The organism is Streptomyces sp. NPDC090088, from assembly GCF_044747345.1.
GTDB lineage: Bacteria > Actinomycetota > Actinomycetes > Streptomycetales > Streptomycetaceae > Streptomyces.
This window is the reverse complement of sequence record NZ_JBIVDZ010000009.1, coordinates 218,925-242,154: the sequence shown is the minus strand read 5'-3', so window position 1 is coordinate 242,154 and position 23,230 is coordinate 218,925. Positions and strand designations below refer to the sequence as shown.

General features: G+C 71.5%; 20 protein-coding genes. 16 read left to right on the top strand and 4 right to left on the bottom strand.

The genetic code is table 11. The features are described from left to right. Nucleotides 1-87 precede the first annotated feature (87 nt). The 4 genes from argH (at nucleotide 88) to ACIPSJ_RS37970 (ending at nucleotide 4,858) form a co-directional block, all read left to right on the top strand. Entirely contained in the window at nucleotides 88-1,521 is a 1,434-nt protein-coding gene (gene argH / locus ACIPSJ_RS37985; protein WP_359222672.1) for an argininosuccinate lyase, read from the top strand. Between the two features lie 187 nt (nucleotides 1,522-1,708). Further along, nucleotides 1,709-2,680 (top strand): aldo/keto reductase, encoded by a 972-nt coding sequence (locus tag ACIPSJ_RS37980; protein ID WP_401352750.1) that lies wholly within the window; start codon nucleotides 1,709-1,711, stop codon nucleotides 2,678-2,680. A 103-nt stretch (nucleotides 2,681-2,783) separates the two neighbouring features. Continuing rightward, on the top strand, nucleotides 2,784-3,335 hold the full coding sequence (locus tag ACIPSJ_RS37975) for a TetR/AcrR family transcriptional regulator (protein ID WP_401352748.1): 552 nt from the start codon (nucleotides 2,784-2,786) through the stop codon (nucleotides 3,333-3,335). After that, nucleotides 3,332-4,858 (top strand): MFS transporter, encoded by a 1,527-nt coding sequence (locus ACIPSJ_RS37970; protein WP_401352746.1) that lies wholly within the window; start codon nucleotides 3,332-3,334, stop codon nucleotides 4,856-4,858. Before ACIPSJ_RS37975 ends, ACIPSJ_RS37970 begins: the two co-directional genes overlap by 4 nt. Before the next feature lie 97 nt (nucleotides 4,859-4,955). Here ACIPSJ_RS37970 and ACIPSJ_RS37965 read toward each other — a convergent pair whose 3' ends face one another. Together ACIPSJ_RS37965 and ACIPSJ_RS37960 are read right to left on the bottom strand one after the other, a co-directional pair. Beyond that, entirely contained in the window at nucleotides 4,956-6,593 is a 1,638-nt protein-coding gene (locus ACIPSJ_RS37965; RefSeq protein WP_359222676.1) for a multicopper oxidase family protein, read from the bottom strand. Between the two features lie 177 nt (nucleotides 6,594-6,770). Continuing rightward, nucleotides 6,771-7,520 carry a lysophospholipid acyltransferase family protein gene (locus tag ACIPSJ_RS37960; protein ID WP_359222719.1) on the bottom strand — a complete coding sequence of 250 codons (750 nt, stop codon included), beginning with the start codon at nucleotides 7,518-7,520 and terminating at the stop codon, nucleotides 6,771-6,773. Nucleotides 7,521-7,762: 242 nt separating this feature from the next. On the opposite strand from ACIPSJ_RS37960, the gene ACIPSJ_RS37955 reads away from it, so the two are divergent. The 3 genes from ACIPSJ_RS37955 (at nucleotide 7,763) to ACIPSJ_RS37945 (ending at nucleotide 10,070) form a co-directional block, all read left to right on the top strand. Further along, entirely contained in the window at nucleotides 7,763-8,947 is a 1,185-nt protein-coding gene (locus tag ACIPSJ_RS37955) for a glycerophosphodiester phosphodiesterase (RefSeq protein WP_401352743.1), read from the top strand. Between the two features lie 74 nt (nucleotides 8,948-9,021). Further along, on the top strand, nucleotides 9,022-9,528 hold the full coding sequence (locus tag ACIPSJ_RS37950; protein WP_355711002.1) for a sigma-70 family RNA polymerase sigma factor: 507 nt from the start codon (nucleotides 9,022-9,024) through the stop codon (nucleotides 9,526-9,528). Between the two features lie 44 nt (nucleotides 9,529-9,572). Continuing rightward, complete coding sequence (locus ACIPSJ_RS37945) at nucleotides 9,573-10,070, top strand: GNAT family N-acetyltransferase (protein ID WP_359222678.1); 498 nt, start codon at nucleotides 9,573-9,575, stop codon at nucleotides 10,068-10,070. Between the two features lie 96 nt (nucleotides 10,071-10,166). Here ACIPSJ_RS37945 and ACIPSJ_RS37940 read toward each other — a convergent pair whose 3' ends face one another. Next, complete coding sequence (locus tag ACIPSJ_RS37940; RefSeq protein ID WP_401352741.1) at nucleotides 10,167-10,586, bottom strand: hypothetical protein; 420 nt, start codon at nucleotides 10,584-10,586, stop codon at nucleotides 10,167-10,169. 1 nt (nucleotide 10,587) lies between these two features. Then, complete coding sequence (locus ACIPSJ_RS37935; RefSeq protein WP_355711005.1) at nucleotides 10,588-10,947, bottom strand: hypothetical protein; 360 nt, start codon at nucleotides 10,945-10,947, stop codon at nucleotides 10,588-10,590. A 69-nt stretch (nucleotides 10,948-11,016) separates the two neighbouring features. Here ACIPSJ_RS37935 and ACIPSJ_RS37930 point away from each other — a divergent pair, with 69 nt between their 5' ends. From ACIPSJ_RS37930 to ACIPSJ_RS37890, 9 genes are all read left to right on the top strand, one after another. Then, nucleotides 11,017-11,676, top strand: coding sequence for an HAD family hydrolase (locus tag ACIPSJ_RS37930; protein ID WP_401352739.1), 660 nt, complete (start codon nucleotides 11,017-11,019; stop codon nucleotides 11,674-11,676). 374 nt (nucleotides 11,677-12,050) lie between these two features. Continuing rightward, entirely contained in the window at nucleotides 12,051-13,085 is a 1,035-nt protein-coding gene (locus tag ACIPSJ_RS37925) for an ATP-binding cassette domain-containing protein (RefSeq protein WP_359222681.1), read from the top strand. After that, on the top strand, nucleotides 13,082-13,807 hold the full coding sequence (locus ACIPSJ_RS37920; protein ID WP_401352736.1) for a methionine ABC transporter permease: 726 nt from the start codon (nucleotides 13,082-13,084) through the stop codon (nucleotides 13,805-13,807). The genes ACIPSJ_RS37925 and ACIPSJ_RS37920 overlap by 4 nt, the downstream gene beginning before the upstream one ends. Nucleotides 13,808-13,874: 67 nt before the next feature. Next, nucleotides 13,875-14,711, top strand: coding sequence for a MetQ/NlpA family ABC transporter substrate-binding protein (locus ACIPSJ_RS37915; RefSeq protein WP_401352734.1), 837 nt, complete (start codon nucleotides 13,875-13,877; stop codon nucleotides 14,709-14,711). 156 nt (nucleotides 14,712-14,867) lie between these two features. Beyond that, entirely contained in the window at nucleotides 14,868-15,497 is a 630-nt protein-coding gene (locus ACIPSJ_RS37910; protein ID WP_401352732.1) for a GNAT family N-acetyltransferase, read from the top strand. A 112-nt stretch (nucleotides 15,498-15,609) separates the two neighbouring features. Further along, nucleotides 15,610-16,836 carry a precorrin-6y C5,15-methyltransferase (decarboxylating) subunit CbiE gene (gene cbiE, locus ACIPSJ_RS37905; protein WP_401352730.1) on the top strand — a complete coding sequence of 409 codons (1,227 nt, stop codon included), beginning with the start codon at nucleotides 15,610-15,612 and terminating at the stop codon, nucleotides 16,834-16,836. A 344-nt stretch (nucleotides 16,837-17,180) separates the two neighbouring features. After that, nucleotides 17,181-20,873, top strand: a complete 3,693-nt coding sequence (gene cobT / locus ACIPSJ_RS37900) for a nicotinate-nucleotide--dimethylbenzimidazole phosphoribosyltransferase (RefSeq protein ID WP_401352728.1) — start codon at nucleotides 17,181-17,183, stop codon at nucleotides 20,871-20,873. 209 nt (nucleotides 20,874-21,082) lie between these two features. Beyond that, nucleotides 21,083-22,315: a uroporphyrinogen-III C-methyltransferase gene (gene cobA / locus ACIPSJ_RS37895; protein WP_359222686.1), complete on the top strand. Its 1,233-nt coding sequence runs from the start codon at nucleotides 21,083-21,085 to the stop codon at nucleotides 22,313-22,315. Between the two features lie 92 nt (nucleotides 22,316-22,407). Continuing rightward, entirely contained in the window at nucleotides 22,408-23,226 is an 819-nt protein-coding gene (locus ACIPSJ_RS37890; protein ID WP_093505269.1) for an RNA methyltransferase, read from the top strand. Nucleotides 23,227-23,230: the final 4 nt, after the last annotated feature.

Sequence of the window (23,230 nt, the reverse complement as noted above, 5' to 3'; positions counted from 1 at the left end):
TGTCCTGAGCAGTAACGTGACGACCGCCTCCCCGTTCATGGCCGGGGAGGCGGTGCCACATCCGTATCTCTTCTAGGAGCAACGCAAGTGAGCAGCAACAGCGGTGACGTTCGGCTCTGGGGCGGCCGTTTCGCCGACGGTCCCGCCGAGGCCCTGGCGAAGCTGTCCGCGTCCGTCCACTTCGACTGGCGGCTGGCGCCCTACGACATCGCCGGTTCGCGTGCCCACGCGCGCGTGCTGCACAAGGCCGGGCTGCTCACCGAGGACGAACTGACCCGCATGATCGCCGGCCTCGACCGGCTCGAAGCCGACGTCGCCGACGGCTCCTTCGTGGGCACGATCGCCGACGAGGACGTCCACACCGCCCTGGAGCGCGGCCTCCTGGAGCGCCTCGGCCCCGACCTCGGCGGCAAGCTCCGCGCCGGCCGCTCCCGCAACGACCAGGTCGCCACCCTCTTCCGGATGTACCTCCGGGACCACGCCCGCATCATCGGCGGCCTGATCGCCGACCTCCAGGACGCCCTGGTCGGCCTGGCGGAGGCCCACCCGGACGTGGCGATGCCCGGCCGCACCCACCTCCAGCACGCCCAGCCGGTCCTCTTCGCCCACCACGTCCTGGCCCACGTCCAGTCCCTGTCCCGGGACGCCGAGCGGCTGCGCCAGTGGGACGAGCGCACGGCCGTCTCCCCGTACGGCTCCGGCGCCCTCGCGGGCTCCTCCCTCGGCCTGGACCCGGAGGCGGTGGCGAAGGACCTCGGCTTCGAGCACGGCAGCTCCGCGAACTCCATCGACGGCACGGCCTCCCGCGACTTCGTCGCCGAGTTCGCCTTCATCACCGCGATGATCGGCGTGAACCTCTCCCGGATCGCGGAGGAGGTCATCATCTGGAACACGAAGGAGTTCTCCTTCGTGACCCTGCACGACGCGTTCTCCACCGGCTCGTCGATCATGCCGCAGAAGAAGAACCCCGACATCGCGGAGCTGGCCCGCGGCAAGTCCGGCCGCCTGATCGGCAACCTGACCGGCCTCATGGCCACCCTCAAGGCCCTCCCGCTCGCCTACAACCGCGACCTCCAGGAGGACAAGGAGCCGGTCTTCGACTCCTGCGACCAGCTGGAGGTCCTGCTCCCCGCCTTCACCGGCATGATGGCCACCCTCACCGTCCACCGCGAGCGCATGGAGGAACTGGCCCCGGCCGGCTTCTCCCTCGCCACCGACATCGCCGAGTGGCTGGTCAAGCAGGGCGTCCCGTTCCGCGTGGCCCACGAGGTGGCCGGCGAGTGCGTCAAGGCGGCAGAGGCCGAGAACAAGGAACTCGACCAGCTGACCGACGACCAGTTCGCCAAGATCTCCGCCCACCTGACCCCCGAGGTCCGCTCCGTCCTCAACGTCCCCGGCGCCCTCGCCTCCCGCAACGGCAGGGGCGGCACGGCGCCGAGCGCGGTGGCGATCCAACTGGCGGAGGTCAAGACCAACGTGGCACAGCAGCACGAGTGGGCGGAAGCCAAGAAGCAGGCCTGAGTGCAGCGCCCCGTCAGGGGCGCTGGGGGCACCCCCGGCCGAAGGCTGGGGGAGGAACTGCGCGATCAACCACAACGCACCCGTACCCGCAGACGCACCGAACCCCCCGAGCTGAACGGCGAACCAAAGGTCATCGCGGGTTACGTTGGTCGACAGACCGACGCAGCCGACCGAAACGGAACCCGCGATGCCCTTCGCCCGACTGGCAACAGCGACAACCCCCACCTGCCACATCGGCCTCGGCCTCGCCGCGGTCGGCCGCCCCGGCTACATCAACCTCGACCGCGACGAGGACCTCGGAGAGAACCGCACCGTAGAGGCCCTCCGCACCCGCACCCACGAACTCCTCGACGCCGCCTACGCCCAGGGCGTCCGCTACTTCGACGTGGCCCGCTCCTACGGCCGCTCCGAGGAGTTCCTCGCCGACTGGCTGACCGCCCACCCCGACCTCACCGACGTGGTCGTCGGCAGCAAGTGGGGCTACACCTACACCGCCGACTGGACCACGGACGCCGAGAAGCACGAGGTCAAGGACCACAGCCTCGCGACCTACGACCGTCAGCGCGCCGAGTCCGCCGCACTCCTCGGCGACCGCCTGGACCTCTACCAGATCCACTCGGTGACCCCGGACAGCCCCGCCCTCACCGACAAGGAACTCCACGCCCGCCTCGCCGAAGCGGCGGCGACCGGCCTCACCCTCGGCTTCTCCACCAGCGGCCCCGCCCAGGCGGACGCGATCCGCGCCGCCCTCGCGATCACGGTCGACGGCGAGCCCCTCTTCCGTACCGTCCAGTCGACGTACAACGCCCTGGAGACGTCGGCGGGCCCCGCCCTCGCCGAGGCGCACGACGCCGGACTGACGGTGATCGTGAAGGAGGGGATGGCCAACGGCCGGCTGGCCGCCCCGCACGCCCCCGACGCCCTGCGGACCGTGGCCGAGCAGACCGGCCTGGGCTGCGACGCCGTCGCCCTCGCCGTCGTCCTCTGCCGGCCCTGGGCCGGCGTCGTCCTCTCCGGCGCGGCGACCCTCACCCAGCTCGCCTCCAACCTGCACGCGGCCGCGGTCGACCTCGACGAGGACCAGCTGACCCGCCTGGCCACCCTGGCCGAGGACCCGCGGACCTACTGGGAGCGCCGCGGCAGCCTGCCCTGGCACTGACCCGAAACCGGACCTGACCCGAAACCGGACCTGACCCACCCCCCCCTGCATCACACATGCCCACCGTGAGACAAAGATGTCTCACATGGGCTACTCTTGTCTCATGGCCCTCGACCGTGACCACGTCCTCCGCAGCGCGGCCGCCCTGCTGACCCGCAGATCCACCGCGACCATGGACGAGGTCGCCAAGGCCGCCGGGATCAGCCGGGCCACCCTGCACCGGCACTTCGCCGGGCGGGACGCGCTCGTCCGCGCGCTGGAGGCGCTCGGTATCGAGGAGTGCGAGGCGGCCCTGGACGCGGCCCGGCTGGACGAGGGCCCGGCGGTCGACGCCGTGCACCGCCTGGTCCGCGAGATCGAACCGGCCGCCGCCCTGCTGGCCTTCCTCTACACCGAGAACCAGCTCTTCGAGGGCGACGGGCAGAACGAGGGCTGGAGCCGGATCGACGACCGCATCGCGGCGCTCTTCCGGCGCGGCCAGCGCGGCGGCGAGTTCCGTATCGACCTCACGCCCGCCTGGCTCACCGAGGCGCTGTTCGGCCTGCTGGCCTCCGGCGCCTGGGCGGTCTCCGAAGGCCGCGTCGCCCCCAAGGACTTCACCTACATGATCGTCGAGCTGCTGCTCGGCGGCGCACGAAGAAGAGAGGAATCATGAGCAGCACCCTGCAGCCGGCGCATGTCGCGGAGGCGGAGGAGAAGCGTCCGGGCCGCTGGCTCGCGCTCTCCGTCCTCGTGCTGGCCGTGCTGCTGGTGGCCGTCGACGCGACCGTCCTCGGCCTCGCGACCCCCTACATCAGCGAAGACCTCCAGCCCACCGGCACCCAGCTGCTCTGGATCGGTGACGTCTACTCGTTCGTCATCGCCGGTCTGCTGGTCTCCATGGGCAGCCTCGGCGACCGCATCGGCCGCAAGCGGATCCTGCTCGTCGGCGCGGCGGCGTTCGGCGCGATATCCGTCCTGAACGCCTATGCGACGACCCCCGGCATGATGATCGCGGCCCGCGCCCTGCTGGGCGTCGCGGGCGCGACCCTGATGCCCGCCACCCTCGCCCTGATCCGCAACCTCTTCCACGACCCGCGCGAGCGCAGCCTCGCCGTCGGCATCTGGGGCGCCACCGCCTCCGCCGGTACGGCCGTCGGCCCGATCGTGGGCGGTTTCCTGCTCGAACACTTCTGGTGGGGTTCGGTCTTCCTCATCAACCTGCCGGTGATGGTGGTCCTGGTCCTCGTCGGCATCAGGACGCTCCCCGAGTCCCGCAACCCGGACCCCGGCCCCTGGGACCTGATCAGCGTCGTCCTGTCGCTGGTCGGCATGATCGCGGTCGTCTACGCGGTGAAGGAGGCCGCCGCCCACGGCCTCACCGCGGTGACCGCGGCCGCCGCCCTGCTCGGCGCCGCCGCCCTCTACGGGTTCGTCCGCCGTCAGCTCACCATGCCCAAGCCCCTGTTGGACATGCGCCTGTTCCGCGGGCGCGGCTTCAGCGGGGCGGTCCTGGCCGACCTGCTGACCGTGCTCGGCATGTCCGGCCTGGTGTTCTTCCTCTCGCAGTACCTGCAACTGGTGCAGGGCAGGCCCCCGTTCGAGGCGGGCCTGGCCGAACTCCCGGCCGCCGTGGGCGCGGTGGCGGCGGGGCTGGTGGCCGGCCGGGCGGCCCGCCGCTACTCGGTCCGGGCGGTGGTCTCCGGCGGCCTGGCGGCCGTCGGCGTGGCCCTCGCGGCGCTGACCACCCTCTCCCAGTCCACCGGCTACCCGATCCTCGGCGCCGCCCTCCTGGTGGTCGGCGTCGGCGCGGGCTTCTCCTTCACGGTCACCGCGGACGTCATCCTCTCCAGCGTCCCCAAGGACCAGGCGGGCGCCGCCTCGGCGGTCTCCGAGACGGCGTACGAGCTCGGCGCGGCCCTGGGCATCGCCCTGCTCGGCTCGATCGTCATGGGCGTCTACCGCGACTTCACGGCCCCGCCGGGCACCCCGGCCGCCGCCCACGAATCCCTGGGCGCGGCCCTGGAGGCATCGAAGACCATGCCGACGCCCACGGCGACGGAGATGCTGGCAGCGGCCCGCGACTCCTTCACCCACGGCCTCCACCTGGCCTCCGGCGCCGGCGCCGCGGTACTCCTGGCCACGGCGGTGGCAGCGTGGTTCCTGCTGCGCAACCAACGGCTGGAGAGCGCCCCGTAAGGGGCGCGGGGCTGAATCCGATGTGCGGCTACCGCCGCGCGGGCGCGACCAGCCCCAACGCACCCGCCCCCGAAAGACCACCGAACCCCTCAGGACATCACTTCTTATAACCCAGCACCGTCATCATCCCGCTCTCCGAGTGGTACTGGTTGTGACAGTGCAGCATCCACAACCCCGGATTGTCCGCATCGAAGTCCAGCACCAGCTTCCGATGCGGCAACACGATCGTCGTGTCCTTCCGCGCCCCCTCCGAGTTCAGCCCGGTCACCGCGAACGTATGCCCGTGCAGATGCATCGGATGCCACATGTCCGTCGCGTTGATGAGCGTCAGCCGCACCCGCTCACCGGCCCGCACGGCATGCCGCTGCCGTACGTCGTACGGCGTGTGGTCGAACCCCCAGTCGTACTTCTTCATCGTGCCCGTGATCCTGATCCGCAGGTCCCGGTCGGGCTTGCGCTCGTCCATGGCGACGGACTCGGCCGGCACCAGCCGCCGCGCCGGCACGCACTCCCGGTCCAGTTCGCTCGGGCGGACATCCGGCGCCGGAAGGTTTCTTCCCTTGTCGGTCCGGAGCAGCGCGAGCGCCTTGCCCGGCTTGCCCTCGGCCAGCGCGACGAACGGGAAGACGCCGTCCTTTGCGGTGACGAGCACGTCGTACCGCTCGGCCATGCCGACCAGCAGGGCGTCCGTCCGCTGGTGCTTCACGGGATAGCCGTCGGTGTGGGTGACGGTCATGTCGTGGCCGCCGAGCGCGACCCGGAAGGCGGTCTCGGAGCCCGCGTTGATGATGCGGATCCGGATCCGGTCGCCCGGCTTGCAGCGGAAGACGGACGGGTCGGTGCGCAGCCGCCCGTTCGCCAGGTAGTGCGGGTAGGCGACATTGCCGCCCTCCCCGTGCAGCATGCTGCTGTGGGAGTCGCGCAGCACCCGGTCGGGACCCAGCGCGGCCTTGGACTTCGACGGAGCCATGGACGCGTGCTTCGATCCGTGCGGGCTCGGGCTGCCGCGGCCGGGACCCATGCCCATTCCCCCCATGTCCATGCCCATGGAGCCGCCCGGCTTGAGCTGCTGGATCACCTGCTCGGGGTTGGAGCCGTCGATGCCGTCCACCCAGTCGTCCAGGACGAGGATCCACTCCTTGTCGTAGGAGAGGGGCTCCCTCGGGTCGTCGACGATGAACGGCGCGTACAGGGCACGGTCGGGCTGCATGCCGACGTGGGAGTGGAACAGATACGTGCCCGGGTGGGCGGCGACGAAGCGGTAGATGAAATCCGTCCCCGCCTCGATGGGGGGCTGTGTCAGGTCCGGGGCACCGTCCATGTCGCAGCGCAGCCGCACCCCGTGGGCGTGCAGTGTGGTCTTCTCGGGCAGCCGGTTCTTGACGGTCAGGCTGAGCACGTCACCGGCGGTGACCCGCACCAGCGGACCCGGCACCGACTCGTTGTACGCCCAGCTGTGCACCGACCGTCCGCCCAGGTCCAGCATGCTCGGCGCGGCCGTGAAACCGACCATGCGGACCGGCCCGGACCCCCGCTTCCGCTCGGCCGCGAGAACCTCCGGGTCCGACGGGTTGACGAACCCCCGGGGCCCCTGGGGTACGAACGCTCCGGTGCCGGCCGTGTGCTGTGGGCCGGAGCGGGGTTCTGAGCCGGAGTCGGAACAGGACGCCAGAAGCCCCGCGCCTGCGGCAGCGAACGGAGCACGGAGCAGGGTACGCCGAGAAGGTTTCTGCATGTCTGAATAAGACATGCTGTGTGCTCATATGGCCGGTAAATACGGAGGAATGATCGAAGTGTCGGGCCAGATTCCACCGCCAGGCGGACGGCAGGCGCACCGAGGCGGATATCAGGCGGATGGCAGACAGAAGGGCACGGACCACAGGCCCGTGCCCTTGCGCCGAAAGAGTGTGTGTCAGGCGGCCTTCGCCTTCGTGGCGTACATGTCCACGTACTCCTGCCCGGACAGCCGCATGACCTCGGCCATCACCGAGTCGGTCACGGCCCGCAGCACATAGCGGTCCCGGTCCATCCCCTCGTAACGGGAGAACTCCATGGCCTCGCCGAACCGGACGGTGACCTTGCCGGGCCGCGGGATGCCCGCGCCGCCCGGCTGCAGCTTGTCCGTGCCGATCATCGCGAAGGGGACCACCGGCGCGCCGGTCATCAGCGTCAGCCGCGCGATGCCGGTACGGCCCCGGTACAGCCGGCCGTCGGGGGAGCGGGTGCCCTCCGGGTAGATCCCGAAGATCTTGCCCTCCTCCAGGATCCGCCGCCCGGTCATCAGCGCCGCGACACCGCCGTTCGCGCCGTCCCGGTCCACCGGGATCATGCCGACGCCGGTGAAGAACCAGGCCATCAGGCGCCCCTTGAGGCCTTTCCCGGTGACGTACTCGTCCTTGCCGATGAAGAACACCTGCCGCTTGGTGACCAGCGGCAGCACGATCGAGTCGATGAAGGTCAGATGGTTGCCGGCGAGGATGACCGGACCGTCCCCCGGGATGTGCTCCACGCCCTCCACCTGGGGGCGGAACATCAGGCGCATGATCGGTCCGAGCACTGCCTTGATGAGCGCGAAGCGGGACAACGGGTCCTCCGATGTCGAGGGGCGGTATGAGTCTGTGCAGGTGAGGACATTACTCGCGGCTGTGTGGGAAGCGCACATCGGGTACGGCCGGTTCACCGAGGTCTTACGCACTGTTGACGCTGGTTTACCTGCGGTGGCGCGCAGAAGACGGTTCGTAACGAGCTCGCGACGATGTGACCGAGGTCGCCGACGGTCCGTCATCACTCGCCGTCCATCAGCCATACGGCGTCACCCGACCGTTGGGTCGGTGGTCTCCCTTCGGTCACGTCGGCACCCCTACGATCAGCCGGCATCAAAGGGTGAAGGTCAGGAGAGCGCTCATGGACACGCACGACTCGAACGAGCGGACGTCACTGAACGGCACGACCGGACGGCGGGCGCTGCTCGGCGCCGCGGTCCTCGGCGCCGGCGGCGCGGTCCTCGGACTGCCCGGTGCCGCGAGGGCCGCCGAGGCCAAGCAGGCCGGCTACGGCAACGGCGGCCTGAAGAGCCTCCCCAAGCCGACGATCATCGGCCACCGCGGCGCCAGCGGCTACCGCCCGGAGCACACCTTCGGCTCGTACAACCTGGCTCTCGACCTCGGCGCCGACATCGTCGAGGCCGGCGACCTGGTCCCCACCAAGGACGGTCACCTGGTCTGCCGGCACGAGCCGGAGATCGGCGGCACCACGAACGTCGCCGACCACCCCGAGTTCGCCGACCGCAAGACCACCAAGACGCTGGACGGCGTCCCCACCACCGGCTGGTTCACCGAGGACTTCACGCTCGCCGAGCTGAAGACGCTGCGCGCCGTCGAGCGCATCCCGGCCAACCGCCCGCACAACACGCTCTACAACGGCCGCTGGGAGATCCCCACCTTCGAGGAAGTCCTCAAGTGGCAGGACGAGCAGACCCGCAAGCGCGGCAAGCAGGTCTGGATCTACCCCGAGACCAAGCACCCCACCTACTTCCGCCGGCTCGGCCTCGGCCTGGAGGAGCGGGTCGCCAAGCTGCTGCGCAAGTACGGCAAGGACAAGCGGAACTCGCCGGTCATCCTGCAGTCCTTCGAGCCCACCAGCATCCAGCGCCTGAACACGCTGGTCGACAACCCGCTGGTGGTCCTGCTCTCCGGCGCGACCACCCAGCCCTACGACTTCGTCGCCACCGGTGACCCGCGCACCGTCGCCGACCTGATCACGCCCAAGGGCCTCCGCGAGATAGCCGGCTACGCGCAGGGCATCGGCCCGACCCTGGACCTGATCATCCCGAAGGACGCGAGCGGCAACTTCACCACGCCGAGCACGCTGGTCGCGGACGCGCACAAGGTGGGCCTGATCCTGCACCCCTACACCATGCGCAACGAGAACCCCTTCCTGCCGCCGGCCTTCCGCAAGGGCACCGACGTGGACGCCTACGGCGACCCCTTCGGCGTTTTCAAGACGTACTTCGCCACCGGCATCGACGGTGTCTTCTCGGACAACGCCGACACCGCCGTCCTGGCCCGCGCCGACTTCGTCAACGGCTGAGCCCCCGCACCCCGTTCGGGGTGTCTCCCGGCCGCCCCGGCAACCTGCCCCGGGGCGGCCGCGTCGTTCCGCATATGACGTACGACCTGGTCACCGCGCTGCGCCCGCTGCTCACCGCGGAGGCCTCCGCCGAGGCGCACGCCTCGGGAAGCGACCCCGGCGACCTGGAGCAGACCGTCTGGCTCCGCCTCCTGGAACGCCTGCAGACCCACGGTCCGCCGAGCGCCCCCGAGGACTGGCTGCGCCGGGCCGTCCGCGCCGAGTCCCGCCGCACCCGCCGTACCACCCGCCTCGAACGCCCCTACGGCACCGAACCCGCCGACACCACCACCCCCACCCCCGAACAGCGCGTCCTCACCACCGCCGGCCACCGGGCCCTGCGGGAGGCGGTCGCCCGGCTCCCCGGCCGCTGCCCCCGCCTGCTCCAGGCCCTGCTCTCCCCGAAGGACCTCACCTACCGGGAGATCGCGGGGGAGTTGGGTATCTCACAGGGCAGTCTGGGACCGGAACGTTCCAGATGTCTGGGATGTCTGCGCCGATTGTTGACGCCGGAGGTTGCGTCCCGCGAAGTGCGGGGATAGGAGTGAGAACGACAGGCGATCAGGTGAGCGGGAGGCGTGCGCACATGGGCATGAGCGTGACCATCTCGGTGGCGACCGAGCAGGATGCAGAGCAGATCTTCAGGCTCCAGTACCTGTGCTTCCAGAGCGAGGCGGCGCTGTACGGCAACTACCGCATCGATCCGCTCGTCCAGAGCCTCGACTCGGTCCGTCAGGAGCTCGCCACCGACTGCGTCTTCGTCGCCCGGCTCGGCGAGGAGGTCGTCGGCTCGGTCCGCGGCTCGGTCACCGAGGACGGCGCCGCCGCCATCGGCAAGCTCTGCGTCCATCCCCGCCTCCAGGGCCACGGCATCGGCGCCCGCCTGCTCCGCGCCGCCGAGGCGGCCCTCGAAGGGGAACGAGGCGCCAAGAAGTTCCGCCTCTTCACCGGCCACCGCAGCGAGGGCAACCTGAGGCTGTACCGCCGCGTCGGCTACGAAACGGTAGGCACGTCGAAGGGCGCGGACGGCGTCCCGATGATCGTCCTGGAGAAGCCGGCCAGTACTTATGCAACTACGGCCTGAGTAGCGCCCCGTCAGGGGCGCGGGGCTGTGTTTGATTTGCGGCTGCCGCCGCGTGGGCGCGACCAGCCACAACGCACCGGCAGTCGCGCACCTTCCTCAGCCCGCCGCCCCCTGTGCGCCCTTCCGCAACCAGTACAAAGCAGAAATCGGCAACAGCACGGGAATGAACACATACCCCATCCCGTAATCCGACCACACGGTCGCGTCCGGGAACGCGGAGGAGTCGACGAGGGTCCACGTCCCCACGATCAACACCCCCGCGAGCTCGGCCGCGCAGCACACCTGCGCCACCCGCCGAGCCGTCTCGCCGCCCCGCACCAACGTGTACGTGATGAACCCGTACACCACCCCCGCGACCGCCGACAACGCGTACGCCAGCGGCGCCCGGTCGAACTCGGTCGCGATCTGGTACGCGGACCGCGACACCGCCCCGACGACCATCACCCCGTAGAACCAGACCAGCAGCGTCCCCGGCCCGCTCGTCAGCCGCTTCGGCTTCTCCTCCGCGGTGGTCATCTCACGCTCCCCAGATGTCATAGAGCCGCACCTCCAGCACGGCCAGCACCACACCACCCGCGGCGACCGTCACCGATCCCCACCGGGTCCGCTCGGCGAGCGACATGAACCCCGCCGCCGGTACACACGCGAACGCCCCCAGCAGATACGCCACGAAGATCGTCGTCCCCTGGTCCGGCTTCTCGCCCCGCGCCAGCAGCACGATCCCGGCCACCAGCTGGACCAACGCCAGCACCGACACCACGGCCATCCCGATGAAGTGCCAGTCCTTCGTCGGCTGGTCCCGGTACGCGGCCCACCCGCACCACGCGGCGAGCAGCAGCGCGGCGACTCCGGTCACCGTCAGCAGGGCATTGAGCATGCCGTGACCTTATTACGGCCGAAACGGCCCGATGCCGTCGCCCCCGCCGTACGCCGTAGGGTCTAGACCATGATGATCCAGACGATCCACGCACAAGCCCTGCTCTTCGACAACGACGGCACCCTGGTCTCCTCCCTCGACTCCGTGGACCGCTGCTGGACCCTCTGGGCCGCCGAGTACGGCATCACCCCGGAGGACTTCGCCCGCGTCGAACTGCACGGCCGCCCCGCCGTCGAGATCGTCGCCGACCTGCTCCCCGCCCACCTGGTCGCGGAGGCCGTGGCCCGCGTCGAACAGCTCGAAGTGGACGACGTCCCGGGCGGCGGCGTCCAGCTGCTCCCCGGTACCGCCGCCCTCCTCGACTCACTGCCCGCCGACCGCTGGGCCGTCGTGACCTCGGCCACCCGTCGGCTGGCCGAGGCCCGTCTGGAGGCGGTCGGGATACGGCCGAAGACCCTGATCGCCGCCGACGACATCACCCGGGGCAAGCCCGACCCCGAGCCCTACCTCCTCGCCGCCCGTCAGCTGGGCGTCGACCCGGCCCGCTGCGTGGTCTTCGAGGACGCCCCCGCCGGGCTCCGGGCGGGCCGCGCCGCCGGGATGACCACCGTGGCGTTGGCCACAACCCACCGCGCCGAGGAGCTGCGCGCCGACCTCGTCGTCGAGAACCTGTCGGCCTTGTCCGTGCTGGTCACCGACCACGGCGTCGAGATCTCCGGACGCCGCTGACGGGTGTCCGCGGCTGTCCAGGATGCGGACAGCGGCGGCCTGTCAGGACCGTAGGTCTGGTTTACTGATCGCATGACCACGACGAGCGACCGCACCCCTGCGACCGAGGCGACCATGACGCCCGGTGCTCGTTGTATGTGTCGAATGTGCGCCTTCTAGAGGGCCCCCGCACCACCCCAGAGCTCGCGCCCCGAAGCGAGACAGGTGGCATGTCCGTACGACGCCACGACGCGTGTATGTGACACAAGCCGCCCCCGCGCACATGTTCTCCCCGGTTCAGCGCCTTCGCGAGAACCGTGCCGCGTCCCTGAACGAACGCATCCGTGCGCCCGGGCACACCCACGCCCGCGCACTCGACAGTGACGGAAACCCACGTGATCACCACAACGGGCCTGACCAAGGTCTACCGCTCGCGCGGCCGCGAGGTCACCGCCCTCGACGGCGTCGATCTGCACGTCCGCGAGGGCGAGGTGTACGGCGTCATCGGCCAGTCCGGCGCCGGCAAGTCCTCGCTCATCCGCTGCGTCAACCTGCTGGAGCGCCCCACCGCCGGCACCGTGACGGTCGACGGACGGGACCTCACCGCCCTCGCCGGACGCGGCCCCCGGGCCGGCAAGGAACTGCGCCAGGCGCGCAGCCGGATCGGCATGGTCTTCCAGCACTTCAACCTGCTGTCCTCCCGGACCGTCCAGGACAACGTCGAGCTGCCGCTCGAAATCCTCGGCACCTCTGGGAAGGAACGTTCCCGCAAGGCCCTGGAGCTGCTCGACCTCGTCGGTCTCGCCGACAAGGCGAAGGCCTACCCGGCCCAGCTCTCCGGCGGCCAGAAGCAGCGTGTCGGCATCGCCCGCGCCCTCGCCGGCGACCCCAAGGTGCTGCTCTCCGACGAGGCCACCAGCGCCCTCGACCCGGAGACCACCCGCTCCATCCTCCAGCTGCTGCGCGACCTGAACCGGCAGCTGGGCCTCACCGTCCTGCTCATCACGCACGAGATGGACGTCGTGAAGACCATCTGCGACTCGGCCGCCCTCATGGAGAAGGGGCGCATCGTCGAGCACGGGACCGTCAGCGAGCTGCTCGCGACCCCGGGCTCCGAGCTGGCCGCCGCGCTCTTCCCGGTCGGCGGCGAGGCCTCCGGCGCGGACCGCACCGTCCTCGACGTCACCTTCCACGGCGAGGCCGCCACCCAGCCGGTCATCTCCCAGCTCTCCCGCACCTACAACATCGACATATCGATCCTCGGCGCGGCCATCGACACCGTCGGCGGCCTGCAGATCGGCCGGATGCGCATCGAACTCCCCGGCCGCTACGAGGACAACGTGGTGCCCATCGGGTTCCTGCGTGAACAGGGCCTGCAGATCGACGTCCTGGGCCAGGAGCCCGCGCTGGTGAAGGAAGGTGCCAAGTGAGCTGGTCCGAGATGCAGCCGCTGCTGTCCCAGGCGTGTTGGGACACCCTCTACATGGTCGGCTGGTCCACGGTGATCGCCGTGGTCGCCGGACTCCCGCTCGGTGTCCTGCTCGTCCTCACCGACCGCGGCGGCCTGCTGCAGAACGTACTGGCCAACAAGGTCATCGGGCAGATCGTGAACATCGCCCGCTCGATGCCGTTCATCATCCTGATGGTGGCGCTGATGAGCTTCACCCGCTGGATCACCGGGACGACCATCGGCCGTGAGGCCGCCATCGTGCCGCTCGCCATCGGCGCCATCCCCTTCTTCGCGCGCCTCGTCGAGACGGCTGTCCGCGAAGTGGACGGCGGGCTCGTCGAAGCCGTGCAGTCGATGGGCGGCAACACCTGGACCGTCGTCCGCAAGGTCCTCGTCCCCGAGTCGCTGCCCTCGCTCATCTCCTCCACCACGACCACGGTCGTCGCGCTCATCGGCTACTCCGCCATGGCCGGCACGGTCGGTGCCGGCGGCCTCGGCGACATCGCCATCCGCTACGGCTACCAGCGCTTCGAGACCGAACTGATGTGGATCACGGTGGCCATCCTCGCCGTCGTCATCTCGGTCATCCAGTTCGCCGGCGACTACGCCGCGCGCTCGCTGCACCGCCGCGGCGGCACGTCGGGCCCTGCGCCGAAGCTGCGCCTGCTGAAGGCGTCGGCGGCCACCGGCAAGACCGGCTGAGCCCACCCCTGTTCTCCCCGCACCACCCCTCGCGGGGTCGCTCCACCCTTAAGGAAAGGCACTTTTCGTGCGTAACACCGCCAAGCTCACCACCGCCGTCCTCGCCGCCGGAGCCCTCACCTTCGGGCTGACCGCCTGCGGCTCCGGCAAGGACTCCGCCTCCGGCTCCGCCGACTACAGCGGCCCGCTGGTCGTCGCCGCGAGCCCGACCCCGCACGCCGAGATCCTGGACTACGTCAAGGACAACCTGGCGAAGAAGGCCGGACTCGACCTGGAGGTCAAGGAGTTCACGGACTACATCACGCCCAACACGGCGACCGAGGACGGCTCGGTGGACGCCAACTACTTCCAGAACCAGCCGTACCTGGACGACTTCAACAAGAAGCGCGGCACCCACATCGTGCCGGTCGTCACGGTGCACCTGGAGCCGCTCGGCCTCTACTCCCACAAGGTGAAGAGCGCCGACGCGCTGAAGAGCGGTGCGACGATCGCCGTCCCCAACGACGCCGTGAACGAGGCGCGTGCCCTCAAGCTGCTCGCCGCCAACGGCCTCATCACCCTCAAGGACGGCGCCGGCAGCGAGGCGACCCCGCAGGACATCGCGAAGAACCCGAAGAACCTCCAGTTCAAGGAGGTCGAGGCGGCCCAGACCGCGCGCTCCCTGGACGACGTGGACGCCGCGGTGATCAACGGCAACTACGCCATCTCGGCCGGCATCAAGCCCGCCAAGGACGCCCTCGTCCTGGAGTCCGCGAAGAACAGCCCCTACGGCAACTTCCTCGCGGTGAAGAAGGGCAACGAGAAGGACCCGCGCGTCAAGAAGCTCGCGAAGCTCCTCACCTCGCCCGAGGTCAAGAAGTTCATCGAGGACAAGTACCAGGGCTCGGTCATCGCGTCCTTCTGACGGCACGTATACGGCGTATCGCCACGCACGGGGTCCACTCGGTCACCACGGGTGGACCCCGTCGTGCGGTTCGGTGGTTTCATGCTGCATGCTGGGCAGTTCGCGGGTCCATGAGGTCTGGGCCCGGAAGGATTTCCGAAGGTTACGGAGCGGCGCATGACTAGCACCTTCCCCAACATCTCCATCAGCACGGAGCGGTTGGTGCTGCGTCCCCTCGACGAGGACGACGTGCCCGCCCTGGCCGAGATGATGAACGACGAGCAGGTCGGGGCCTGGACCGACGTACCGCAGCCGTTCACCGAGGACGGCGCCCGGCGCTGGATCGCCGAGTACGCGCCCGCCGAACGCATCGCCGGCCGGGGACTCGACCTCGCGGTCACCGAGTTCCTGACCCAGCGGCTGGTCGGCATCATCCAGCTCGCCAAGACCAACTGGCACGTCCGCTCGACCGAGTTGTCGTACATCGTCGCCCCCTGGGCCCGCGGCGAGGGCTACGCCTCCGAGGCCGCGCTCGCCACCGCGCAGTGGCTCTTCGGCGACCAGAAGCTGGAACGCATCGAGGTCCGCACCGCCGCCGACAACACCGCCTCGCAGCAGGTCGCCCAGAAGATCGGCTGTATCAGCGAGGGCGTGCTGCGCAACGCCTGCATAGTCCACGTCCGCACCGAGGACGGCACCTGGGTGGACGCGCGCACCGACTACATCGTGTGGAGCCTGCTGCCCGAGGACCTGGACGGCGCGGGCGAGGAACTCGCCGAGAGCGGCGGGTTCACCTCCTGGAACTGACGCGACGGGACTCGCCCGCCGCGTTCCGGACACCTCCACCAGGTACTCTCACGGAGCCCGCCCCCTGGGCCCCGACCCTGACGGCCTGCGAAAACCCTGGAGACTGACGACGATGGCCGACCGGGTCACGGTGATCGGCTGGGACGGCTCGCCCCTGACCGCGGCAGCCCGCGGCGCCCTGGGCGCCGCCACCCTCGTCGCGGGCGCCGCCCATCATCTCGCCCTGCCCGAGGTGCCGCCCCGCGCCGAACGCATCCGCCTCGGCAGCGTCGCCCTCGCCGCCCGCCGCATCGCCGGCCACCGCGGCACCGCCGTGGTGCTCGCCGACGGCGACCCCGGCTTCTTCGGTGTCGTACGGACCCTGCGCGCGCCCGAGTTCGGCCTGGAGGTCGAGGTCGTCCCCGCCGTCTCCTCGGTGGCCGCCGCCTTCGCCCGCGCCGGCATGCCCTGGGACGACGCACAGGTGGTCGTGGCACACCGGCGCACCCTGCGACGCGCGGTGAATGTGTGCCGCGCCCACACCAAGGTCGCCGTCCTCACCTCACCCGGCGCCGGACCGGCCGAACTCGGCCTGCTGCTGGAGGGCGTCCACCGCACCTTCGTCGTCTGCGAGGAACTGGGCACCGACCGCGAGCAGGTGCACATCGTCACCTCCGACAAGGCCGCCGACCGCGCCTGGCGCGACCCCAACGTCGTCATCGTCATCGGCGGACCGGCCGGTCCGGTGACGGCGGCCGAGGGCGGCGGCTGGATCGCCGGCCGGGACCCGTCGGTCGGCCCGCGCGGCTGGGTGCAGCCCGACACGGAGTACGGCGACGGAGCCGCGCTCGGCGAAGGGGAAACGGATCTGCTCCGGGCCGCCCAACTCGCCAGGCTGGGGCCCCGGGTCGGCGACCTCGTCTGGGACATCGGCTGCGGCAGCGGGGCGTTCGCCACCGAGGCCGCGCGCGCCGGGGCCGCCGTCATCGCCGTCGACCGGGACCTGACGGCCTGTGTGCGCAGCGAGACGGCCGCCCGGAAGTTCGGCGTCCAGCTCCAGATCGTGCACGGCGGCGCGCCCCACGTACTGGAGAACCTGCCCGAACCCGACGTGGTCCGGGTCGGCGGCGGGGGAGCGGCCGTCGTCACCGCGGTCGCCGACCGCCGCCCGCAGCGCATCGTCACCCACGCCGCCACCCGGGACGCGGCCGAACTCATCGGCCGCGACCTGACCGAGCACGGCTACGACGTCGAATGCGCCCTGCTGCAGTCCGTCGAACTCGACACCAGGGCGTGGACGGAGACCGAGCGGAACGTCGCGTTCCTGCTCAGCGGTGTTCTCCCCGAGCGCGCCCCGTGATCCTGTTGTCATACTGCGCGCGGTAGGCTGGCCGATCGCTGCACCGCACCGGTGGCCCGGAAATTCGTTCGTCAATGTCCGGAAAACACGCCCCTTTTGGGACGGGTGTGGTACGGCAGAACCGGGGACGCGCAACGTGGCGCAGTCCACAGCGGGCTGTCGCGGATCACGCTGTCGCGACGGTCGAACGGCCGGGACAATGCCACTGAATGGCTTTGTCGCCTTTTCCGGCGGGTCGTTCGTGCCGCTGGGCACGCACGCTCGTTCTTCACTGTGGGGCGGTCGGTGCGCCGCCCCGGGTGAGCTGGTCGTAGAAGGCACTAACCGATGGGCGAGGGGTACGCATGACGGACACCGGCCAGGTCCCGGGCGAGGGACTGCCGGAGAGCGCAGGCATGGTGGAACAGCCGGGCGTTCCCGCGCACGGCGCGTACACCTACCTCTCCGAGTCGCCCGCCGAGGACGAAGAGCTGCTGCTCCCCGGCGCCCAGGGCGCCTGGGGCAACGAAGTGCCGCCGCCGGCACCGGAACCGGTCGTGGAGACCGTCCACGAGCCCGGCCCGCACGAGACGGCGGGCCGCGACAGCGGCTCGGTCGACCTCACCGGCGTCCGGCTGCCCAGCTCGGTCCCCGCGTCCCCGATCCTCTCGGTGCCGCACGACCCGGCCGCCGCCCCGGCCCCGCGCCGCCCGCTCCATCTCGGGCCGCCGATCCCGGACACCTCCACCAGCCCGGTCCGTTCCCTGGCCGACCGCGGCCCGGCGGGCGCACCGGTACGGCAGCCGGGCCCGCCGGCCTCCGGCGGCCCCGAGTACCTCGACGCCCAGCCGCTGCGCGAGGCCGTACCGCAGTCCGCCGCGCCCTGGGGTGCCCCGCAGGCGGTCCCGCAAGCCGTCCCGCAGGCCGCTCCGGTGGCACAGGTGGGCGTACCGGCCCCGGCTGCCGAAACGGTTGTTCCAGTGGCGGAGACCGTGTCCTCCACTGCTCTCGCCGCTCCTGCCGCGCCGCCCGCCCCCGCCGTCCCGGCGGCTCCCGCCGTTCTGGTGCCGGAGTTCGCGGTGGGCCCGCAGGTCCCGACTCCCGACCCGTCCGGCATCGCCCACGCGACTCTCGCCCGGCTTGCCACGGAGGCGGGCGTCGTGGGTGTGGCGGTGGAGCAGCCGATGGCGGCGGGCGCGGCCCAGCCGGCCGACGGGAGCGTTCCGGTTCCCGTCGCCGAGCCGGTGGCACCGCAGGCCGTGGCCGCACCGGAACCGGTACCGGCCACGCTCGTCCCCCCGATTCCGCAGGCTCCGCACGGTCACGACCCGGTGCAGGCGCCGGTACCCGTGCAGGTGCCCGGCGACGGGGCGGCTGCCGCTGAGCCCGTCGCGCCCGAGGCCGTGCCCGTGGCCGTGCCCGTGGCCGTGGCCGTGGCCGTGGCCGTCGTGGAGGAGACCGGTCAGCTCGCGGAGCCCGTCGCTCCGGAGCCGGTCACCGAGGCCGTGTCCGTGGCCGCCGTGGCCGCCGAGGCCGTCGTGACCGAGCCGCCGCAGTCCGTCCTGCCGGTCCCGCCGGTCGAGTCGGCCGAGCCGGAGCCGCAGGCCGAGGAGCCGGTCGTACCCGAGCAGGCCGTTGAGCCCGTTCCGGCCCCGGAGACCGTGGCGGCAGCGCCGGTTCCGGCCCCGGAGGCCGTCGTGGCCGAGCCAGTCCAGCCGGTGGTGGCGGCACCGCCCGCGCCGGTGCCGTCCGAGGAGGCCGTCATCGAGGAGTCCGCCCCGCCGGCCCCCGAGCCCGTCGCCGAGGCCCCGCAGGCGCCGGAGCCCGTCGCTGCCGTGGCCCAGGAGGCCGCGGAACCCGTGCCGTTCGCCCCGGAGCCGGTGGGCGCCGAGGCCGCCGCCGAGGTCGTCGTACCCCCGGCCGATGCGCAGCCCGTCCCGCAGGTGGAGGTGCCCCTCGCCGGCCCGCAGACGCAGGGCCCCCCGCCCGAGGAGACCCCGGTGACCCCGGAGCCGCAGGCCGCGGCCGTCCCGGTGGAGCCGGTGCCGGACCAGCCCCTCGGCGAGTTCGTCGCCGTGGACGGCCAGGTGCCGACCACCCCGCACCTCGCCCCGACCCCGCCGCACCCCCTGGTCTTCCCCGCGCAGGACCAGGGCGAGCCGGCGCCGGAACAGGCCGCGACCGTCCCCGCCCCCCGCGAGGCCGAGCCCGGACCCGTGGCGGAGCCCCACCCCGATGTCGTACAGCAAGCGGAGGACCTGGACACCAGGGCCGCCGACCAGGAAGAGAGCACGGCCCCCGTGGCAGAAGCACGACAGTCCACCGGCCCGGCCGCGCCCGCCTACGACGACGCCGAGCGCGAGGCCGTCCTCAAGGTCATGCGCGAACGCCGTGACATCCGCAACGGCTTCCGCAGCGACCCCATCCCGCACGAGGTGCTGCTGCGCGTCCTGGAGGCCGCCCACACCGCGCCCTCCGTCGGCCACTCCCAGCCCTGGGACTTCGTCGTCATCCGCTCGGCCGACACCCGCCGCTCGATGCACGAACTGGCCATGCGCCAGCGCGACGCCTACGCCAAGTCCCTTCCCAAGGGCCGCGCGAAGCAGTTCAAGGAACTGAAGATCGAGGCCATCCTCGACACCCCGGTCAACATCGTCGTCACCGCCGACCCCACCCGCGGCGGCCGCCACACCCTCGGCCGGCACACCCAGCCGCAGATGGCGCCCTACTCCGCCGCCCTCGCCGTCGAGAACCTCTGGCTCGCCGCCCGCGCCGAGGGCCTCGGCGTCGGCTGGGTCAGCTTCTTCGACGAGCGCGAGATGGTCCGCGCGCTCGGGCTGCCCGAGCACCTCGAAGTCATCGCCTACCTCTGCGTCGGCTACGTCGACGAGTTCCCGGACGAGCCCGAGCTGATGCAGGCCGGCTGGTCCAAGCGCCGCCCGCTGTCCTGGGTCGTCCACGAGGAGACGTACGGCCGCCGCGCGCTGCCCGGCGAGGACCCGCACGACCTGCTCGCCGAGACCGTCGCCAGCGTCCGCCCGCTGGACGCCAAGGCGCTCGGCGAGGCCTGGGAGCGCCAGAAGCGGATGACCAAGCCCGCCGGCGCGCTCGGCATGCTGGAGATCATCTCCGCCCAGCTGTCGGGCCTGTCCCGGCAGTGCCCGCCGCCGATCCCGGAGCCCGCGGCCGTCGCGATCTTCGCCGGCGACCACGGGGTGCACGCCCAGGGCGTCACCCCCTGGCCGCAGGAGGTCACCGCCCAGATGGTGGCCAACTTCCTCGGCGGGGGAGCGGTCTGCAACGCGTTCGCCGGCCAGGTGGGCGCCGAGGTGTGCGTGGTGGACGTCGGCGTGGCGACCGATCTCCCGGCCACGCCCGGGCTGCTGCCCCGCAAGGTCCGTGCCGGCACGTCCGACATGACGACCGGTCCCGCGATGACCCGCGAGGAGGCCAAGCAGGCCATCGAGGTCGGCATCGAGACCGCCCGCGACCTGGTGGCCGCCGGCAACAAGGCGCTGCTGACCGGCGAGATGGGCATCGCGAACACGACGGCGTCCGCCGCCCTCATCTCCGTCTTCACCGGCGCCGACCCCTCCGAGGTCACCGGCCGCGGCACCGGCATCAACGACGAGACCCTCGCCCGCAAGACCGAGGTCGTCCGCCGCGCCCTGGAACTCCACCAGCCGGACCCGGCCGACCCGATCGGTGTCCTCGCGGCCGTCGGCGGCTTCGAACACGCCGCGATGGTGGGCCTGTTGCTGGGCGGCGCCTCCCTGCGCACCCCGGTGATCCTGGACGGCGTCAGCGCCGGCGCCGCCGCCCTGGTGGCCCGCGCCATCGCCCCCGAGGTCCTCGCCGCCTGCATCGCCGGCCACCGCAGCGCGGAACCGGGCCACGTGGCAGCCCTCAACAAGCTGGGCCTGCGCCCCCTGGTCGACCTCGACCTCCGCCTGGGCGAGGGCACCGGCGCCCTGCTGGCCCTTCCGCTGGTCCAGAGCACGGCCAGGGCCATGCACGAGGTGGCCACGTTCGACTCGGCGGGCGTGACGGAGAAGTAAGGGACTGAGGTTCCGGCTTCCTCGTAATACGGGGCTGGTGGTTGTGGGCAGTCGTTCCGCAGGGCGGAACGGGTGGGCGCAACCACCCACAGCCATGCACCCGGCAGGCAACGCCCAGCCACCGGACACCTGGCCCGCCGAAACCCCGCCCCGCTTAAAATGCCCACGTCAGGGCTATCGCACCGCCGCCTCAAGAGGAGCCGCACCTCATGGCAGAACACCCCGCCTACCCCGTAGGCCTCCGCCTCACCGGCCGCAAGGTGGTCGTCCTCGGCGGCGGCCAGGTGGCCCAGCGCCGTCTCCCGGCCCTCATCGCGGCGGGCGCCGAGATCACCCTCGTATCGCCCGAGGCGACCCCCTCGGTCGAGGCGATGGCGGACACCGGCGAGATCACCTGGACCAGGCGGCCGTACCAGGACGGCGACCTCACCGACGCCTGGTACGCCCTCATCGCCACCAGCGACCCCGCCGCCAACACCGCCGCCTCCGCCGAGGCGGAGCGCCACCGCGTCTGGTGCGTGCGCTCCGACGACGCCGACCAGGCCACCGCCTGGACCCCGGCGACCGGCCACAGCGAGGGCGTCACGGTGGCCGTCCTCACCACCGACGCACGCGGCCGCGACCCCCGCCACACGGCCGCCATCAGGGACGCGGTCGTCGAGGGCCTCCGCGACGGCACCCTCGTCGCTCCGCACCACCGCACCCGCACCCCCGGCGTCGCCCTGGTCGGCGGCGGCCCCGGCGACCCCGACCTGATCACGGTCCGCGGCCGCCGCCTGCTCGCGGAGGCCGACGTCGTCATCGCCGACCGCCTCGGCCCCCGCGACCTCCTCGCCGAACTCCCGCCGCACGTCGAGGTGATCGACGCGGCGAAGATCCCGTACGGCCGCTACATGGCCCAGGAGGCCATCAACAACGCCCTGATCGAGCACGCCAAGCAGGGCAAGTCGGTCGTACGGCTGAAGGGCGGCGACCCCTACGTGTTCGGCCGGGGCATGGAGGAGGTCCAGGCGCTCGCCGAGGCAGGGATCCCCTGCACGGTCGTGCCCGGTATCTCCAGCTCGATCTCGGTACCGTCCGCCGCGGGCATCCCGGTCACCCACCGGGGAGTCGCGCACGAGTTCACCGTGGTCAGCGGCCATGTCGCACCGGACGACGAGCGCTCGCTGGCCGACTGGCCGTCCCTCGCGAAGCTCACCGGGACCCTCGTCGTCCTCATGGGCGTCGACAAGATCGGGAAGATCGCCGAGACGCTCGTCGCCCACGGCAAGTCCCCGGACACCCCCGTCGCCCTCGTCCAGGAGGGCACGACGGCCGCTCAACGCCGGGTCGACGCCACCCTCGCCACCGTGGCGGAGGTGGTCCGCGCGGAGGAGGTGAAGCCCCCGGCGGTCATCGTGATCGGCGAGGTCGTGAACGTCGGCCCGCACCCGGCGGCCTGAAAGGGCACCCGCCCGGGCACCGACGTAACCCCGGGTAACACAACCCGTTCCAGACCATTGGCACCCCACCCAGGACAAGGCAGTATCACCCTGTGGCCGATCTCATCACCGTTGAGGATCCCGACGACCCGCGCCTGCGTGACTACACGGGCCTGACCGACGTCGAGTTGCGCCGCAAGCGCGAACCCGCCGAGGGCCTGTTCATCGCCGAGGGCGAGAAGGTCATCCGCAGGGCCAAGGACGCGGGCTACGAAATGCGTTCGATGCTGCTGTCCGCCAAGTGGGTCGACGTCATGCGCGATGTCATCGACGAACTCCCCGCCCCCGTCTACGCGGTCAGCCCGGAACTCGCCGAGAAGGTCACCGGCTACCACGTGCACCGCGGCGCGCTCGCCTCCATGCAGCGCAAGCCGCTGCCGACGGCGACCGAACTGCTGCGCACCACCCGCCGGGTCGTCGTCATGGAGTCGGTCAACGACCACACCAACATCGGCGCGATCTTCCGCTCGGCCGCCGCCCTCGGCATGGACGCGGTGCTGCTCTCACCCGACTGCGCCGACCCGCTCTACCGGCGCAGCGTGAAGGTCTCGATGGGCGCGGTCTTCTCCGTGCCCTACGCCCGTCTCGACACCTGGCCCAAGGGGCTGGACTCGGTCCGCGAGGCCGGGTTCACCCTGCTCGCCCTCACCCCGGACGAGAAGGCCCGCAGCCTCGACGAGGCCGCCCCGCACCGCATGGACAGGGTCGCGCTCATGCTCGGCGCGGAGGGCGACGGCCTCTCCACCCAGGCCCTGGTCGCCGCCGACGAATGGGTGCGCATCCCGATGTCCCACGGCGTCGACTCCCTCAACGTGGGCGCGGCGGCCGCGGTCGCCTTCTACGCGGTGACCGCCGGCCGCCCCGAGGCATAGGGCC